This window comes from Sphaerisporangium fuscum (assembly GCF_018531465.1).
In the GTDB taxonomy this organism is placed as follows: domain Bacteria; phylum Actinomycetota; class Actinomycetes; order Streptosporangiales; family Streptosporangiaceae; genus Sphaerisporangium; species Sphaerisporangium fuscum.
In genome coordinates this window covers 23,093-39,002 of record NZ_JAHDTF010000009.1, presented here as the reverse complement: position 1 = coordinate 39,002, position 15,910 = coordinate 23,093, and the positions used below count along the sequence as shown (strand labels likewise).

At 71.6% G+C, this 15,910-nt stretch carries 15 protein-coding genes; 1 reads left to right on the top strand and 14 read right to left on the bottom strand.

All coding sequences use genetic code 11. The features are described from left to right. Window positions 1-94: 94 nt before the first annotated feature. The 7 genes from KIK05_RS12375 to KIK05_RS12345 form a co-directional block, all read right to left on the bottom strand. Window positions 95-358: a phosphoribosyl-ATP diphosphatase gene (locus tag KIK05_RS12375; RefSeq protein ID WP_214410805.1), complete on the bottom strand. Its 264-nt coding sequence runs from the start codon at window positions 356-358 to the stop codon at window positions 95-97. Between the two features lie 62 nt (window positions 359-420). Next, entirely contained in the window at window positions 421-1,221 is an 801-nt protein-coding gene (locus KIK05_RS12370) for an ABC transporter ATP-binding protein (RefSeq protein WP_214410804.1), read from the bottom strand. Beyond that, window positions 1,218-2,201, bottom strand: a complete 984-nt coding sequence (locus tag KIK05_RS12365; protein ID WP_214410803.1) for an ABC transporter ATP-binding protein — start codon at window positions 2,199-2,201, stop codon at window positions 1,218-1,220. Before KIK05_RS12365 ends, KIK05_RS12370 begins: the two co-directional genes overlap by 4 nt. Beyond that, entirely contained in the window at window positions 2,198-3,061 is an 864-nt protein-coding gene (locus KIK05_RS12360) for an ABC transporter permease (RefSeq protein ID WP_214410802.1), read from the bottom strand. The genes KIK05_RS12365 and KIK05_RS12360 overlap by 4 nt, the downstream gene beginning before the upstream one ends. 3 nt (window positions 3,062-3,064) lie before the next feature. Then, on the bottom strand, window positions 3,065-4,045 hold the full coding sequence (locus KIK05_RS12355; RefSeq protein WP_214410801.1) for an ABC transporter permease: 981 nt from the start codon (window positions 4,043-4,045) through the stop codon (window positions 3,065-3,067). A 3-nt stretch (window positions 4,046-4,048) separates the two neighbouring features. Continuing rightward, window positions 4,049-5,758, bottom strand: a complete 1,710-nt coding sequence (locus KIK05_RS12350) for an ABC transporter substrate-binding protein (RefSeq protein ID WP_214410800.1) — start codon at window positions 5,756-5,758, stop codon at window positions 4,049-4,051. Between the two features lie 57 nt (window positions 5,759-5,815). Next, window positions 5,816-8,215: a glycoside hydrolase family 2 protein gene (locus tag KIK05_RS12345; RefSeq protein WP_214410822.1), complete on the bottom strand. Its 2,400-nt coding sequence runs from the start codon at window positions 8,213-8,215 to the stop codon at window positions 5,816-5,818. 237 nt (window positions 8,216-8,452) lie between these two features. Here KIK05_RS12345 and KIK05_RS12340 point away from each other — a divergent pair, with 237 nt between their 5' ends. After that, window positions 8,453-9,469: a LacI family DNA-binding transcriptional regulator gene (locus KIK05_RS12340; protein ID WP_214410799.1), complete on the top strand. Its 1,017-nt coding sequence runs from the start codon at window positions 8,453-8,455 to the stop codon at window positions 9,467-9,469. Window positions 9,470-9,508: 39 nt separating this feature from the next. Here KIK05_RS12340 and KIK05_RS12335 read toward each other — a convergent pair whose 3' ends face one another. From KIK05_RS12335 to sufD, 7 genes are all read right to left on the bottom strand, one after another. Then, on the bottom strand, window positions 9,509-11,089 hold the full coding sequence (locus tag KIK05_RS12335) for a DEAD/DEAH box helicase (RefSeq protein ID WP_214410821.1): 1,581 nt from the start codon (window positions 11,087-11,089) through the stop codon (window positions 9,509-9,511). Window positions 11,090-11,570: 481 nt separating this feature from the next. Continuing rightward, window positions 11,571-11,933: a metal-sulfur cluster assembly factor gene (locus tag KIK05_RS12330; RefSeq protein WP_214410798.1), complete on the bottom strand. Its 363-nt coding sequence runs from the start codon at window positions 11,931-11,933 to the stop codon at window positions 11,571-11,573. 70 nt (window positions 11,934-12,003) lie between these two features. Further along, a complete protein-coding gene (gene sufU, locus KIK05_RS12325; protein ID WP_214410797.1) occupies window positions 12,004-12,441 on the bottom strand; it encodes a Fe-S cluster assembly sulfur transfer protein SufU in 438 nt (145 codons plus the stop codon). A gap of 3 nt (window positions 12,442-12,444) precedes the next feature. Then, a complete protein-coding gene (locus KIK05_RS12320; protein ID WP_214410796.1) occupies window positions 12,445-13,707 on the bottom strand; it encodes a cysteine desulfurase in 1,263 nt (420 codons plus the stop codon). Beyond that, entirely contained in the window at window positions 13,704-14,450 is a 747-nt protein-coding gene (gene sufC / locus KIK05_RS12315) for a Fe-S cluster assembly ATPase SufC (RefSeq protein WP_308249878.1), read from the bottom strand. The genes KIK05_RS12320 and sufC overlap by 4 nt, the downstream gene beginning before the upstream one ends. Window position 14,451: 1 nt before the next feature. Further along, entirely contained in the window at window positions 14,452-14,790 is a 339-nt protein-coding gene (locus KIK05_RS12310) for a non-heme iron oxygenase ferredoxin subunit (protein WP_214410794.1), read from the bottom strand. After that, complete coding sequence (gene sufD, locus KIK05_RS12305; RefSeq protein WP_214410793.1) at window positions 14,787-15,908, bottom strand: Fe-S cluster assembly protein SufD; 1,122 nt, start codon at window positions 15,906-15,908, stop codon at window positions 14,787-14,789. Before sufD ends, KIK05_RS12310 begins: the two co-directional genes overlap by 4 nt. Between the last annotated feature and the right edge of the window lie 2 nt (window positions 15,909-15,910).

Below are 15,910 nucleotides of genomic sequence, written 5' to 3'. Positions count from 1 at the left end.
TCCGCACATCGCCCTCGTCGACCTGGACCGGCCACTGATGGTGTCGGACCACAGCGTCTGATCAGGGAGAGTCGGGCTCGTGCGGAAAACAGGTCTAGAGATGCTTGTAGACCTCGTCGAGCCCGATGCCTCGGGCGATCATGAGGACCTGCACGTGGTAGAGGAGCTGGGAGATCTCTTCGGCGGCCCGGTCCGTGGTCTCGTGCTCGGCCGCCATCCAGCTCTCGGCGGCCTCCTCCACGACCTTCTTGCCGATGGCGTGGACACCGGCGTCCAGGGCGGCGACGGTGCCCGACCCGGCGGGACGGGTGCGCGCCTTCTCCGACAGCTCGGCGAACAGCTCTTCGAAGGTCTTCATGATCTCTCTCACGTAGGCGTGCCTGCCCTGCCAAGAGTAGTCTGCCCCGGGCGGAACACGTGCTAGGCACCCATTTCCGGTGATCGCGTCGCCTCGGCGGGCGCCGACAGGTCGGGGGCGGCCTCCGCCAGGAGCCTGGTGTAGGGGTGGGCGGGGCGCAGGATGACGTCGTCGCTCGGGCCGCGCTCCACGACGCGCCCCTCGTTCATGACCATGATGGTCGAGGAGAAGTACCGCGCGGTGGCCAGGTCGTGCGTGACGTACAGGACGGCGAGGTCCTGCTCGCGCTTGAGCTCGTCGACGAGGTTGAGGATCTCCAGCCGGATCGACACGTCCAGCATGGACACCGGCTCGTCGGCGAGCAGCACCTTGGGGCGCGGCGCGAGGGCCCTGGCGATGGCGACGCGCTGGCGCTGGCCGCCCGACAGCTCGTGCGGGAGCCTGCGGGCGTACCTCTCGACCGGGGTCAGCCCGACGCGTTCGAGCAGCTCGTGCACGCCGCGCGTCAGGTCGGCGGCCGTACCGTGCAGGCGCAGCGGGCGGCGCAGGTGGTAGCCCACGGTGTGGGCGGGGTTGAGGGAGGCGAAGGGGTCCTGGAACACCATCTGGACGTCCTTGCGGTACCGCCGCGCCGAGCGCACCCGCTCGCCGTCCAGCAGGATCGCGCCGGAGGTGGGCTCGGTCAGCCGGGCCAGCATGCGGACGACCGTCGACTTGCCGCTGCCGCTCTGCCCGACCAGCGCCGCCGTCTCGCCGGAGCGAAGGGTGAAGGAGACGCCGTCCACGGCCCGCAGCGTGCGCCTGCCGCGCCCGTCCCTGATCGTGTAGTGCTTGGTCAGCTCGTCGGCGGTGAGCGTGGTCACGCGGGTCCTCCCCCGTCGTCGTGCTTGAGGCAGGCGGCCACGGTGCCGCCGGCCGGGACGAGCGGCGGGGTCACCGCGCCGCAGGCGTCGAAGGCGTGCGCGCAGCGCGGGGCGAAGGCGCAGCCGGGCGTCTCCCCGGACAGGTCGGGAGGGGTTCCGGGGATGCCGTGCAGCACCCGCCGGGGGCCGCGCAGGCTGGGGAACGAGCCGAGCAGCCCCGCCGTGTACGGGTGGGCCGGGGCGGCCCGGACGGCGGCGGCGGGCCCCGTCTCGACGATCCGCCCGCCGTACATGATCGCGAGCCGGTCGCTGATCGACAGCAGCAGCGACAGGTCGTGCGTGATGAAGATCACCGAGAAGCCCAGCATCTCGCGCAGCCGGTCGATCCGACGGAGGATGTCGCGCTGCACCACGACGTCCAGGGCGGTGGTCGGCTCGTCGAGCACCACGACGTCGGGGTGCAGCGCCATGGCCATCGCGATGAGGACCCGCTGCCGCATCCCGCCGGACAGCTCGTGCGGGTAGGACGACAGCCGGCTCCGGTCGATGCCGACCATGTCGAGCAGCTCGCCGCAGCGTTCCTCGCGCTCGCGCCTGCCCATGCCCGGCTCGTGGGCGGTGAACACGTCGGCGAGCTGGTCCCGCACGGTGAGCACCGGGTTGAGGGCGTTCATGGCGCTCTGGAAGACCATCGCGATCCGGCGCCAGCGGAAGGCCCGCAGCTCCCGCGGGCCGAGGGCGAGGACGTCCACCTCCCGCCCCTCCCGGGTCCGGAAGACGATCTCGCCGGCGGTGACGGCGGCCGGGGGACGCAGCAGCCGGGTGACGGCGTAGGCGAGGGTGGACTTGCCGCACCCGCTCTCCCCCGCGACGCCGAGGACCTCGCCCCTGGCGAGCTCCAGGCTCACCTCCCGCACGGCGCGCGTGGGCCGCTCGCCGCCGTAGACCACGCTCAGGTCGCGTACCGACAGGACGTTCATGCGCCGCCCTTCCGCAGCCGGGGATTGACGATCTCGTCGATCCCGAAGTTGACCAGGGAGAGTCCCGCGCCGAGCACCGCGATGCACAGCCCCGGCGGGACGAACCACCACCAGGCGCCCGTCGACAGGGCCGAGGCGTTCTGCGCGAAGTAGAGCATGCTGCCCCAGGAGCCGGCGGACCCGCCGGCCAGGCCGAGGAACGACAGGGCGGCGTCGAGGAGAATGCCGCCGAGCACCGCGAACACGAGCTGGGCGGCGATGACGGGCAGCAGGTTCGGCAGGATCTCGAACACCATGATCCGCCAGCCGGGCTCACCGCTGACCCGGGCGGCGTCCACGTAGTCGCGCCCGCGCAGCGACAGCGTCTGCGCCCTGACGACCCTCGCCGGGCCCGCCCAGCTGGTGAGCGTGATGGTGAGGGCGATCGCGACCGGCCCGGTCGTCTCCACGTAGTCGGTGATCAGGATGACGAGCGGCAGGCCCGGGATCACCAGGAACACATTGCTCAGCAGCGAGAACCCCTCGTCGAACCAGCCGCCGAGGTAGGCGCCGAGCACGCCGACCAGCAGGGAGACCACGGTGGCGAGGACCCCGACGATCACGCCGATGAGCAGCGATCCCCGGGTGGCGGACATCAGCTGGGCGAGCACGTCCTGACCGGTGTTGGTGGTGCCGAGCCAGTGGGACGCCGACGGCGGGGCGAGCCGCTCGTACCCGATCGCGTCGGGGTCGCCGGCGAGGAGCGGGCCGAGCACGGCCACCAGGACGAAGCAGGCGACGATGACGAGCCCGGCGGCGAGCTTGCCGGACGGGCGGAACCGGGTCGCGCGTGCGGGTGGGGCGGCGGCGATGGCTGCCATCGTTCAGGCCCTCCGGGTGCGGGGGTCGATCACGCCGTACAGCAGGTCCACCAGCAGGTTGGCGCCGAGCACGGCCAGCGAGATGATCAGGAAGATGCCCTGCATGAGCGGGTAGTCGGCGTTCTGCACCCCCTGCAGCAGGGCGAAGCCGATGCCGGGGTAGGCGAAAACGACCTCGGTGGCCAGCAGGCCGCTGACCACGAAGCCGAGCGACACCGCGAAGCCCGCGACGCTGGGCAGCACGGCGTTGCGCGCGGCGTACGCCAGCATGACCCGGCGCGGCGGCAGCCCCTTGGCCTCGGCCATGACGACGTAGTCCTCCGCCATGGTGGAGACCATCATGTTGCGCATGCCGAGCATCCAGCCGGCCACCGACGACACCACGACGGTGAGGGCCGGAAGCGCGCCGTGGTAGACGGCGCTGCCCAGGAAGGCGAGGTTCGGCCCCATGGTGACGCCGGCGTAGTCGTAACCGCCGTTCAGCGGGAACAGGCCCGCGCCGAGCCCGAGCACGTACAGCAGGATCAGGGCGAGCCAGAAGTACGGGATCGCGGCCATGAACGTGGTGGCCGGGACCAGCGCGTCCAGCCGCCCGCCCCGGCGCCACCCGGCGAGCGTGCCGAGGCCGAGCCCGAGGGCGACCGTGATCACCAGCGAGACGCCCGCCAGGGCCAGCGTCCAGGGCAGCGACTGCGCGATCACCGTGCCGACCGGGGTCGGGTAGTAGGTGACCGACAGGCCGAGCCTGCCCCGCAGCAGGTTGCCGAGGTAGCCGAGGTACTGCTGCCACAGCGGGTCGTGGCTCACGCCGAACTGCAGCTCCAGCGCCCTCCTCGCCTCCGGCGGCATCGGCTGGCCCTGCACCCGCGACAGCATGATGTCGACCGGGTTGCCCTTGATCAGGCGTGGGATCAGGAAGTTCAGTGTCACGGCCGCCCACAGCGCGACCGCGTAGAAGGCCAGCTTGCGGCGCAGGTAGCCCATCGCTCAGCCGGTCGGGACGAGGTTCTTGGCGACGATGGCGCCGTCGGGGGTGTAGAACGGCAGCGCGAGGGCGTAGGGGTTCTCCTCGCTCGGCCATCCGGTGGCGTTGACGGTGCGGAACTCCGCCAGCGCGCTCGACTGCTGGATCGGGATGTAGGGGACCTGCGCCATCACCTGGTCCTGGATCCGGTGGATCTGCTGCTTGATGGCGTCGGTGTCCTCGGGCGGGGTCTGGGCGATGGCCTCCAGCGCGGCGTCGACCTCGGCGTTCTTCCAGCGCGCCTGGTTCTGGGCCAGGGGAGGCACGTTCTCGCTGTTGAGGATGTTGTTGTACATGTAGTACGGGCTGGGGCCGCCGTAGCCGTTCCAGATCTGCATCTGGAAGTCGCCGCTGGTCTGGGCGGCGGTGAAGGCGTTGAAGGAGACCTCCTTGGCGGCGAACTCGATGCCGACGTCCTTGAGCTCCTGCTTGATGACCTGCATGGCGCTGATGTAGTCGGTCCAGCCGCTCACGACGGTGCAGGTGATCGACAGCCGCTTGCCGTCCTTGGCGTAGACGCCGTCGGATCCGCGCCGGTATCCGGCCTGTTCGAGGATGCCGCGCGCCTTGCCCGGGTCGTACTCCACCTGGGCGCCGGCGTACTTCGGGGAGACGTAGTCCTGGTACTGGGGCAGGACGAGTTCGAGCGGGCTCGGCATCGTGCCGAGGCCGGCGAAGGCCAGCTCGATGATCTTCTTGCGGTCCAGGGCCACGTTGATCGCCTGCCGGACGGCGAGGTCGTCCAGGGGCGCCTTGGTGAGGTTCGGGACCAGGTTGGTGACGTACAGGAACGATTCGTTCTTGTACTTGTTGTGGGCGGGGTCCTTGGCGACGTACTGCTTGTCGGGGTCGGGCATGAACAGGCCGGTCCAGTCGAGCTGCCCGGCGGCCAGCGCCGTGGTGGCGGCGTCGCCGCCGTTGAACGACCAGAAGCGCAGGCCGGCGATCTTCGGCTTGCCGGGCTCCCAGTAGAGGGGGTTCCTCTTGAACACGTAGCTCTGCGGGGCGAAGGTGCCGAGCACGAACGGCCCGGTCCCGACGGGATGGTCGTTGGTGTCGCCGGCGGGGTCCTTGATCTTCTCCCAGACGTGCCGGGGCACGATCCACGACTGTCCGGCGATGTTCCACAGCCGCGTGTAGGCCGGCCGCGTGAACTTCAGGGTCACGTGGGTGGGGTCGGCGGCGGTGACGGAGGCGAGCACGTTGCCGCCGGAGTTGATGCCGCTGTTGAGCTTGGGGTTGTCCTTGGCGAGGGTGAAGCTGTAGGCGACGTCGTCGGCGGTGAAGGGCTCGCCGTCGCTCCACTTCACGCCCTCGCGCAGGGTGAAGGTCAGGGTGCGGCCGCCGTCGGCGAACCGGTAGGCGGTGGCCAGCTGCGGCTGGACGTCCCCGGACCTGGCCTGGTTGAAGAACATCAGCGGCTCGTAGATCATGCCCTGCACGCCGGGCAGGGGGGCCGGGGTGAAGGGGTTGTAGTTCGGGGTGAACTGGCCGCTGCCGCCGGTGTGGACGTTGAGGATGCGGGCCGAGGCGGGGGCGGAGGACTTCGCGCTCGCGCCGCCGCCCGCCGCGACGGGCGGGCCGCCGCCGGCGCTGCACGCGGCGGTGAGGCTCAGCGCGAGGGCCGCCGCCGCGAGCGCGCCGGGAAGGCGCCTGCCGGTGAGTGGTCTCATTTCTTCTCCCGGGGGGTAGGAGTCGCCGGAAACCTGTTTTCTTAAGCGGTTCAGCGGTCAGGACGCCCGCTGGCGTTCGTTCAGGCAGCGCAGCACCGGAGGGGCGGTCAGCGGGGCGAGGTCCGGGTCGCCGGGGACGCGCACCTCGAACGTCGCGGCCGAGCCGGGCAGCAGGGTGAGCAGCATGTCGTCCACCTCGGCGTCCGGGTGGAACCGGTCGGCGAAGATCGCCAGCTCGCGCACCAGCGTCCGCGCGGTGACGGTGACGCGGGCGCCGCCCGGCGCGCGTTCGGCCCTGACGTCGAACTCCGCCGCGGGGAAGTCCACCTCCGGGTCCTCGGCGAAGAACCGCAGCGCCTCCCGGGCGCCGAGGCGGGCGGCGAGCAGCTCCCGGGCCGGGTCGGCGGGGGTGAGCAGAGTCTCCGGGAGCGGCACGGGGACGACCGTGCGCGGCGGGACCGCGACGGGGAAGGACTCCTTGGCCAGCGGGTCACCCTGCAGGGAGAGCCGCGTCACCATGAGCTCTCCCGCCCACTCCGCGGCGCTGTCGTTGACCACCACCAGCGCGTCGTCCTGGAAGGTCAGCAGCCGGTCGGCGTAGGCGCGGCGCAGCGCGTACCACAGGGGCTTGCGGCGGCCGTCGCCGTCCACGGCGGACCAGGAGATCACCGGCCAGCAGTCGTTGAGCTGCCAGACGACGGTGCCCATGCAGTACGGGGCGAGCGCGCGGAACCGTTCGACGCCGAAGGCCACGGCCCGCGCCTGGTTCAGCTGGGTCAGGTAGTGCCAGTCGTCGAAGCCCTCGGGGGCGGGCAGGTGGCGGCCGAGGCCCCGCAGCAGCTTGGCGTCGCCCTCGTCGGCCTTCTGGTGAGCCGCCAGGCCGGGCGAGCCCGGCTCCGGCGCGTCCTCGCCCAGCGCGCGGCGCAGTGTGGCGTGCGCCGGCGGGCCCTGGAAGCCGAACTCGGCGGCGAACCTCGGGCGGTAGGCGCCGTAGCGGAGGTAGTCCTCACGGTTCCAGACGTCCCAGATGTGGACGGTGCCGCGGGAGGGGTCGTTCGGGGGCAGGTCCGGCGCGCCGGAGTAGGGGCTGCCCGCCCAGTACGGCCGGGTCGGGTCGAGCTCGGCGACCACCCTCGGCAGCAGGTCGAAGTAGAAGCCGGCCCCCCAGGTACGGCCGCCCAGCCTCTCCTTCCAGCCCCAGTCGGAGAATCCCTCGATGGTCTCGTTGCCGCCGTTCCACAGCACCAGGCTCGGGTGCGGCGCCAGCCGGACGACGTTCTCCCGGGCCTCCGCCTCGACCTCGGAGGCGAAGGGCTCCTCCTCCGGGTAGGCGGCGCAGGCGAACGGGAAGTCCTGCCAGACCAGCAGGCCGCGCCGGTCGCACAGGTCGTAGAAGGCGCCGCTCTCGTACAGGCCGCCGCCCCACACGCGCACGAGGTTCACCCCCGCCGCGCAGGCCTGGTCGATCCGCCCGGCCAGGCGCTGCGCGGTCAGACGTGAGGGGAAGCAGTCGTCGGGGATCCAGTTGACGCCCCGGGCGAAGACCGGCACGTCGTTGACGACGAACGTGAACGCGCCGCCGTCCCGGTCGAGCCGCACCGAGCGGAATCCCACCGATCGGGTCCAGGTGTCGGCCGCGGTGTCCCCGGCCAGGCGCACGGTGAGCCGGTACAGCGGCTGCCCGCCGTACCCGCGCGGCCACCACACCCTCGGCTCCGGCACCGCGAGAGTGATCACGGCCTGGCTCTCCCCCGGCGCCAGGCGCGCCTCGGCGCTCACCCCGGCCACCGAGGCGGTCACGGTCAGCGGCTCCTCGCGGGCCCGTTCCACGGTGACGTGCACCTCGACCCGGCCGTCGCGTCCCTCCAGGGTCACCAGGGGACGTACGGCGGCCAGGCGCGCCCCGCGCCAGGAGTGCAGGCCGACGGGCCGCCAGATGCCGGAGGTGACCAGCGTGGGACCCCAGTCCCAGCCGAAGTTGCAGGCCATCTTGCGGATGAACTGGTAGGGCTCGGCGTAGGCCGCGGGCCGGTCGCCGAGCGCGGCGCGCCGCTCCTCGGCGTAGGCGTACGGCGAGGCGAACCGCACCTCCAGGCTGTTGTCCCCCTCGCGCAGTAGCTCGCGCACCGGGAAGCGGTAGGAGCGGTGCATGTTGGCCGTGGTCGCGAGCTCGGTGCCGTTGAGCACGACGGTGGCGACGGTGTCCAGGCCCTCGCACACCAGGTCGGCCCGGTCCTCCTCGCCCGGCCGCCAGGTGAAGCAGGTGGCGTACGTCCAGGGGGTGCGGCCGATCCAGGTGAGCCGGTTCTCGTTGCCGTCGAGATAGGGATCGTCGATGAGCCGGGCCGCGAGCAGGTCGGTGTGCACGCAGCCGGGGACGGTCGCGGGGACGCCGGCGATGTCCACCTCGTCCGATGCGGCGGTGAGGGTCCAGCCGTCGTGCAGCGGGCGGTGCATGCTCACGTGTCCCTCCTTCGACGCCGGCGACGGGAGGCCGGGTCGCGGGTGATGCTGCTGAACCGGATAAGTAACGTGAAAGTACGACGCATGTGACGGGAGTGTCAACGGTCGAGCGGGAGGCCGCTCCGGCCCGGCGTTCCGGCGGCCGGCGGGAGGAAGGCGTTCGCGCAGCCCAGCAGGCGTAGTAATGTACGCACGAGATCGGTCTGGACCGGTTCAGCGAAGGGGCAAGGAGTGAAACGACCGACGATCGCCGACATCGCGCGGCGGGCGGGCGTCTCCAAGGGCGCGGTCTCCTACGCCCTGAACGGCCAGCCGGGGGTGTCGGCGTCCACCCGGGCGCGCATCATGGCCATCGCCGAGGAGATCGGCTGGCGCCCCAACAGCGCCGCCCGCGCCCTCAACGGCGCCCGGGCCGACACGGTCGGGCTCGCCCTGTGCCGCCCCGCCCGCTTCCTCGGCGTCGAGCCGTTCTTCATGGAGCTGATCAGCGGCATCGAGGGCGAGCTGTCGGCCCGGTCGTACGCCCTGATGCTCCAGGTCGTCGCCGACCATGACGAGGAGATCGCGCTGTGGCGCCGCTGGTGGGGTGAGGGGCGCGTCGACGGCGCGATCCTGGTCGACCTGCACCTGGCCGACCCCCGCGTGCCCGTGATGGAGTCGCTCGGCATGCCGGTCGTGGTGGTCGGGCATCCCTCGCAGGCCGGCTCGCTGCTCCCGGTGTGGTCCGACGAGGAGGCCGCCGTGCGCGAGACCGTCACCTACCTCGCCGCGCTGGGCCACCGGCGCATCGCCCGGGTCGCCGGGCTGCCCAGGCTCCTGCACACCATGCAGCGCGACCGGGCCTTCGCCGCCGTCTGCGCCGAGCTCGGCCTCGGCGAGGCCGTGACGGTGCACACCGACTACACCGGCGAGGAGGGCGCGCGAGCGACCAGGCGGCTGCTCAGCTCCCCCGCCCGGCCGACGGCCGTGGTGTACGACAACGACATCATGGCGGTGGCCGGGCTGTCGGTCGCGCAGGAGATGCAGCTCAACGTCCCGGCCGACCTGTCGGTCGTCGCCTGGGACGACTCGCCGCTGGCACAGGTCGTACGCCCGCCGCTGACCGCCCTGACCCGCGACATCCCCGCCTACGGCGCCCACGCCGCCGGGCGGCTGCTCTCGCTGATCGCCGGCGACCAGGTGACGGGCCTGGAGACCCCCCCGGCCCGCCTCACCCCCCGTGGCAGCACCGCTCCCCCACCGAGGTAGATCACTCGGCGGAGGAGCGGCCTTTCACTTCGAGGAAGGTCAGCGGGTGCGGCCGCGGTCGGTGGAACCCTGGCGGCCGCCGCGGAAGCCCGAGCCGCGACCCTCGGGGCGCCGATCGCCGCGGCCCTCGCCGCGGAAGTCGCCGCCGCGCGAGCCGCCCGAACGGTAGCCCTCGGACGGACGCTCACCGCGGGAACCGCCCGAACGGTAACCGTCCGACGGGCGGTCGCCGAAGCCGCCCTCACGGCGGTCGCCGCCCTCGCGGGAGCGGTCGTGGAAGCGGCGCGGGCGGCGGTCGCCACCGTGGCCCCCCTCGCGGCGCGGACGCTTGGCGGCCGGGGCCGGCGGCTCCCAGACGGGGATCTCGATGCCGCTCGGCTGCTGCGCGCCGGCGACCTCGGCCAGGCGCGGGTGACCCGGCGTCGCCTTCAGGCGGTGCGGCTCGACCCCGGCGCGGCGGGTCATCGACTCGGCGGAGCGGCGCTCGTTCGGCAGCACCAGCGTCATCACGGTGCCGCGCTCGCCCGCGCGGGCCGTACGGCCGCCCCGGTGCAGGTAGCTCTTGTGGTCGGTGGGCGGGTCGACGTGCAGCACGAGGCTGACGTCGTCGACGTGGATGCCGCGCGCGGCCACGTCGGTGCAGACCAGCACGCCGATCGTGCCCTCGCGGAACTCGGCGAGGATGCGGGTGCGCTGGTTCTGCCGCTTGCCGCCGTGCAGGCCGCCGGCGCGGACGCCGACCCGGGCGAGCTGCTTGACCAGGCGGTCGACGCCGTGCTGGGTGCGCACGAAGATGATCGTGCGGCCCTCGCGGTTGGCGATCTCGGCGGTGACGGGGAACTTGTCGTCCCGCGTGACCTGGAGCATGTGGTGCTCCATGGTGTCCACCGGGGAGGTGGCCGGGGCCAGCGAGTGGGTGACCGGGTCGTTGAGGAAACGCCGGACGAGCTTGTCGACGTCGCCGTCGAGGGTGGCGGAGAACAGCAGCCGCTGGCTGTCGGCCGGCGTCCGCGAGAGGATCGCGCTGACCACCGGGAAGAAGCCGAGGTCGCACATGTGGTCGGCCTCGTCGATGACGGTCACCCGGACGTCGTCCAGCGAGCACTCGCCCTGCTGGATGAGGTCGGTGAGCCGGCCCGGGGTGGCGACGACGATCTCGACGCCGCGCCGCAGCGCCTCGATCTGCTTTCCCATCGACATGCCGCCGACGACGGTCTTCATGCGCAGCGACAGGCCGCGCCCGAGGGGCTCCAGGGCGTCGGTGACCTGCATGGCGAGCTCGCGGGTGGGCACGAGGATCACCGCGAGGGGACGGCGCGGGGCGGCCTTGGTGCCGGCGACGCGGGTCATGGTGGGCAGGCCGAACGCCAGGGTCTTGCCGGAGCCGGTCTGGCCGCGGCCGAGGACGTGGCGGCCCGAGAGGATGTCGGGGATGGTGGCCCGCTGGATGGGGAACGGGCTGTCGATGCCCTGCCGCGCGAGTGCGGCGATCAGGGGCTTGGGCAGGCCGAGGAGGGAGAACTCCGGCGGCCCGGCGGGGGTCTCGGACACCGCCTGCCCGGTCCGCGCGGCGGGCGCGTCCTCGTCGTGCCCGTCGCCGATCCGGGCGTCGGCGGGCATGGCGGCGTTGGTGCTGGTCACGATTGGTCGTGCCTTTCGGTCGAAGAGACATGGCACGTCACTTCTGCGAAAGGACGAGCCGGGGGCGCACGGGCATCCGTGCGGGGAACACGCGGGATCCAGGGGGACGCCGCGAAATGCTGGCCGCAAGTGATGAGCAGAGCTCATGATCAGGGGCGACAAGTGAAGTCTACCCGATCGTGATGCGGCCGCGATCAAGGGGGTCGTCCCCGCGCCGACAAACGGGCGCGGAACTGCGAGAACGACCGGCCGGGAGAGACGAACGTCACGCGCAGAACCCGGCGGAGGCCTCCGGATGCGGGCGGCGGGGACCAGGCCCCGCCGTCGCGTCCGAGGGCCGGCGGTCCGAAGGACGGCCACGCCCGGCAGAGGGGCGTGGCGGCGCGCCAGGGACGCGCCGTGCCTCCGAGGAGGGCGCCGTGGTACGGCGCCTCGCGACGGAGGCGATCACCATGAGCGATCAGACGTTGAAGCCCAACATGCGGAGCTGGTCACGCCCCTCATCGGTGATCTTGTCCGGCCCCCACGGGGGAAGCCAGACCCAGTTGATCTTGACATCGGAGACCATGCCGTCGAGGGCGGAGTGCGCCTGCTCCTCGATGACGTCGGTCAGAGGGCAGGCCGCGCTGGTGAGCGTCATGTCGAGGGTCGCGACCGGAGCCCCGCCCGGCTCGCCCGGGTCGAGGTTGACGCCGTAGACCAGGCCGAGGTCGACGACGTTGATGCCCAGCTCGGGGTCGACGACGTCCTTCAGCGCCTCGAGCACCTCGTCGAGAGTGGTCTCACCGTCGTACCCGGTGGGGGTCTCCACAGGCTTGCTCACGCCGTCTCCTCGCCTCGTCGTTCCATGGCCGCGCGCCGGGCGCGGCCGTCGGGTGCATCGGCCCGCCGTGTCACGACGAGCTCCTCGCCACCGCGTCCTTGTAGGCCATCCAGGCCAGCAGGGCGCACTTGACCCTGGCCGGGAACTTGGCCACGCCGGCGAACGCGACGGCGTCTCCCAGGACGTCCTCGTCGGGCTCCACCTGACCCCGGCCCTGCATCAGCCGGGTGAACTCGTCGACCACCACGAGGGTGTCGGCCACGGTCTGGCCGGTCGCGAGCTCGTGGAGCACCGACGCGGCGGCCTGGCTGATCGAACAGCCCTGGCCGTCGTAGGAGACGTCTTCGACCTTACCGCCATCGCCCACCTTCACCCGCATCGTGACCTCGTCACCACACGTGGGGTTCACATGGTGGACCTCGGCGTCGTACGGCTCGCGCAGGCCCCGGCCCTGCGGGTGCTTGTAGTGTTCCAGGATGAGTTCCTGGTAGAGCGATTCGGCGATCATCTCTTATCCGAACACCTTCTGGACGTGGTGGAGGCCCCGGACCAGTGCGTCGATCTCGTCCGTGGTGTTGTACAAGTAGAAAGACGCCCGCGTGGTCGCGGGTATTCCGAAGCGCAGGTGCAGCGGGCGCGCGCAGTGGTGCCCCACCCGCACGGCCACGCCGAACGTGTCGTCGAGGATCTGCCCGACGTCGTGCGGGTGCACGTCGGGGATCGTGAACGACACGATGCCGCCGCGGTCCTCGGCCGTGGTCGGGCCGATGATGCGCAGGCCGGGGAACTCCCCGAGGGCCTTCAGGGCGTACACCGTGAGCTCGTGCTCGTGGCGCTGGATCTCCTCCATGCCGATCGACGTGAGGTAGTCGACGGCGGCGCCGAGCCCGATGGCCTCGACGATCGGCGGCGTGCCGGCCTCGAACTTGTGCGGCACCGGGGCGTAGGTCGAGTGGTCCATCCAGACCGCCTCGATCATCTCGCCGCCGCCGAGGAACGGAGGCATGGCCGACAGCAGGTCGTAGCGGCCCCACAGCACGCCGATGCCCGACGGGCCGAGCATCTTGTGGCCGGTGAAGGCCACGAAGTCGACCCCGAGCGCGGTCACGTCGACCGGGCGGTGCGGCACCGACTGGGAGGCGTCGAGCATCATCAGCGCGCCGACCTGGCGGGCCCGGGCGAGGACGTCGGCGACCGGGTTGACCGTGCCGAGGACGTTCGACTGGTGCGCGATCGAGACGATCTTGGTGCGCTCGTTCACCAGCTCGTCCAGGCCGGACAGGTCCAGACGGCCCTCGTCGGTGACCGGGAACCACCGCAGCGTCGCGCCGGTGCGCTGCACGAGCAGCTGCCAGGGCACGATGTTGGAGTGGTGCTCCATCTCGGAGATCACGATCTCGTCGCCGGGGCCCAGCCTGAACCGCTCGTCGTCGCAGGCCGGGTTGCCGAAGGAGTAGGCCACGAGGTTGAGCGCCTCGGAGGCGTTCTTGGTGAAGACCACCTCGTCGCGGCTGGGCGCGCCGATGAAGGCCGCGACCTTGTCGCGCGCCCCCTCGTAGGCCTCGGTCGACTCGCTGCCCAGCGCGTGCAGGGCCCGCCCGACGTTGCTGTAGTGCTGCTCGAGGTGGTCGCGCATGGTGTTGATCACCTGCGCGGGCTTCTGCGAGGAGTTGCCCGAGTCGAGGTAGACCAGCGGCCTGCCGCCGGGCAGCTCACGGGAGAGGATCGGGAAGTCCTTCCGGATCCTCTCCACGTCGAACGTGCTGTAGGTCATGCATTCGCCTTGGTGTAGCGCTCGTAGCCCTCGGCCTCGAGCTTGTCGGCGAGCTCCGGCCCGCCCTCTTCGACGATCCGGCCGCCCGCGAAGACGTGGACGAAGTCGGGCTTCACGTAGCGCAGGATGCGGGTGTAGTGGGTGATCAGCAGGATGCCGGTCTCCCCACTGGCGCTGAAGCGGTTGACGCCCTCGGAGACGACGCGCAGGGCGTCGACGTCGAGACCGGAGTCGGTCTCGTCGAGGATGGCGACCTTCGGCTTGAGCAGCTCCAGCTGGAGGATCTCGTGGCGCTTCTTCTCACCGCCGGAGAAGCCCTCGTTGAGGTTGCGCTGGGCGAAGGCGGAGTCGATGGCCAGGGCGTCCATGCCCTCCTTCAGCTCCTTGGTGAACACCCGCAGCTTGGGGGCCTCGCCGCGGACGGCGGTGACGGCGCTGCGCAGGAAGTTCGACACCGAGACGCCGGGCACCTCGACGGGGTACTGCATGGCGAGGAACAGGCCGGCGCGGGCGCGCTCGTCGACCGACATGGACAGGACGTCCTCGCCGTCGAGGGTGACCGTGCCGGAGGTGACGGTGTACTTCGGGTGGCCGGCGATCGCGTACGCGAGCGTCGACTTGCCCGAGCCGTTCGGGCCCATGAGCGCATGGGTCTCGCCCGCCCGGACGGTCAGGTTGACGCCGCGCAGGATCTCCTTGTCCTCCACGGCGACATGCAGGTCACGAATTTCGAGGGTGGACACTTCAAGACTCCTGGTTTTCGGCATTCTCGGCGCTGTCGAGCGAGACGAGCACGTCGTCGCCTTCGAGCTTCACTCGGTAGACAGGGACGGGCCTGGTGGCCGGAGGCCCGGTGGGCTTGCCCGTGCGGACGTCGAAGCACGAGCCGTGCAGCCAGCACTCAAGGGTGCCGTCGTACACCTCGCCCTCGCTCAGCCTGACCTCGGCGTGCGAGCAGACGTCGTGCAGGGCGTACACCTCGCCGTCCTCGCGCACCAGCGCGACCGGCTTGCCCTCGACCTCGACCCCGACGACGCCGCCGTCGGGGATGTCGGTCAGAGAGCAGACTTTCTCGAACGTCATCGGGCGAGCTCCGCCTCCACCGCGGTGAGCACCCGGTCGCGGATCTCCTCGACCTCGATCTTCTGGATCAGCTGGGCGAAGAAGCCGCGCACGACCAGGCGGCGCGCCTCGTCGTACGGGATGCCGCGGGCCTGCAGATAGAACGTGTGCTCGTCGTCGAGCCGGCCCGACGCCGAGGCATGACCCGCCCCCGCGACCTCACCGGTGAGGATCTCGAGGTTCGGCACCGAGTCGGCGCGGGCGCCGTCGGTGAGGATCAGGTTGCGGTTGAGCTCGTAGGTGTCGGTGCCGGTGGCCTCGACCCGGATGATCACGTCGCCGATCCACACGGCGTGCGCGTCGTCGCCCTGCAGCGCGCCGCGGTAGTCGACGTTGCTGCGGCAGTCGGGCACGTTGTGGTCGACCAGCAGGCGGTGCTCGAGGTGCTGGCCGGCGTCGACGAAGTAGATGCCGCTCAGGTCGGCGTCGCCGCCGCGCCCGGTGTAGGCCACCGACGGCGACAGGCGCACGAGGTCGCCGCCGAGGGTCACCACGAAGCTCTTGAACGTGGCGTCCTTGCCGAGCTGGGCGTGGTGGTGGGAGACGTGCACGGCGTCGTCGTCCCAGTCCTGCAGGCTGACGACCTTGAGCGTGGCGCCGTCGCCGACGACGAACTCGATGTTGTCGGCGTAGACCGCGCTGCCCTGGTGGTCGAGGACCACGACGGCCTCGGCGAGCGGCTCGACGGCGACCACGATGTGGCCGTACGCCGTGCCGGTGCCCGTGCCGCGGAGGTTGACCACGGTGGGCTTGGAGGCGACGGCCTCCTTCGGCACCGTGATCACGGTGGCCTTCTCGAAGGAGGTGAAGGCCTGCACGCTCACGCGGTCGGTCGGAACGTACGCCTTGCCGAGGCGGGAGTCGTCACGGCCGACGGTCTCGACCGAGACCTCGGGCGCGGGGTGCACCTCGACGAGGATCTCGCCGGACGGCTTGGCCGTGCCGTCGTGCAGCCCCCGAAGGCGCGAGAGGGGCGTGAAGCGCCACATCTCCTCGCGCCCGCTGGGGACGGGGAAGTCCTCCAGCTTGTAGGACGACCTGCCGTGCAGGGTGGAGAGGGGCTTGGTGTCGAGGCCCATGG

Coding starts and splice junctions, on each gene's coding strand:
- KIK05_RS12360 (WP_214410802.1), bottom strand. CDS start 3,061: ATGGCAGCCATCGCCGCCGCCCCACCCGCACGCGCGACCCGGTTCCGC.
- KIK05_RS12365 (WP_214410803.1), bottom strand. CDS start 2,201: ATGAACGTCCTGTCGGTACGCGACCTGAGCGTGGTCTACGGCGGCGAG.
- KIK05_RS12320 (WP_214410796.1), bottom strand. CDS start 13,707: ATGACCTACAGCACGTTCGACGTGGAGAGGATCCGGAAGGACTTCCCG.
- KIK05_RS12350 (WP_214410800.1), bottom strand. CDS start 5,758: ATGAGACCACTCACCGGCAGGCGCCTTCCCGGCGCGCTCGCGGCGGCG.
- KIK05_RS12375 (WP_214410805.1), bottom strand. CDS start 358: ATGAAGACCTTCGAAGAGCTGTTCGCCGAGCTGTCGGAGAAGGCGCGC.
- KIK05_RS12335 (WP_214410821.1), bottom strand. CDS start 11,089: ATGCCCGCCGACGCCCGGATCGGCGACGGGCACGACGAGGACGCGCCC.
- KIK05_RS12345 (WP_214410822.1), bottom strand. CDS start 8,215: ATGCACCGCCCGCTGCACGACGGCTGGACCCTCACCGCCGCATCGGAC.
- sufU (WP_214410797.1), bottom strand. CDS start 12,441: ATGATCGCCGAATCGCTCTACCAGGAACTCATCCTGGAACACTACAAG.
- KIK05_RS12310 (WP_214410794.1), bottom strand. CDS start 14,790: ATGACGTTCGAGAAAGTCTGCTCTCTGACCGACATCCCCGACGGCGGC.
- sufD (WP_214410793.1), bottom strand. CDS start 15,908: ATGGGCCTCGACACCAAGCCCCTCTCCACCCTGCACGGCAGGTCGTCC.
- KIK05_RS12355 (WP_214410801.1), bottom strand. CDS start 4,045: ATGGGCTACCTGCGCCGCAAGCTGGCCTTCTACGCGGTCGCGCTGTGG.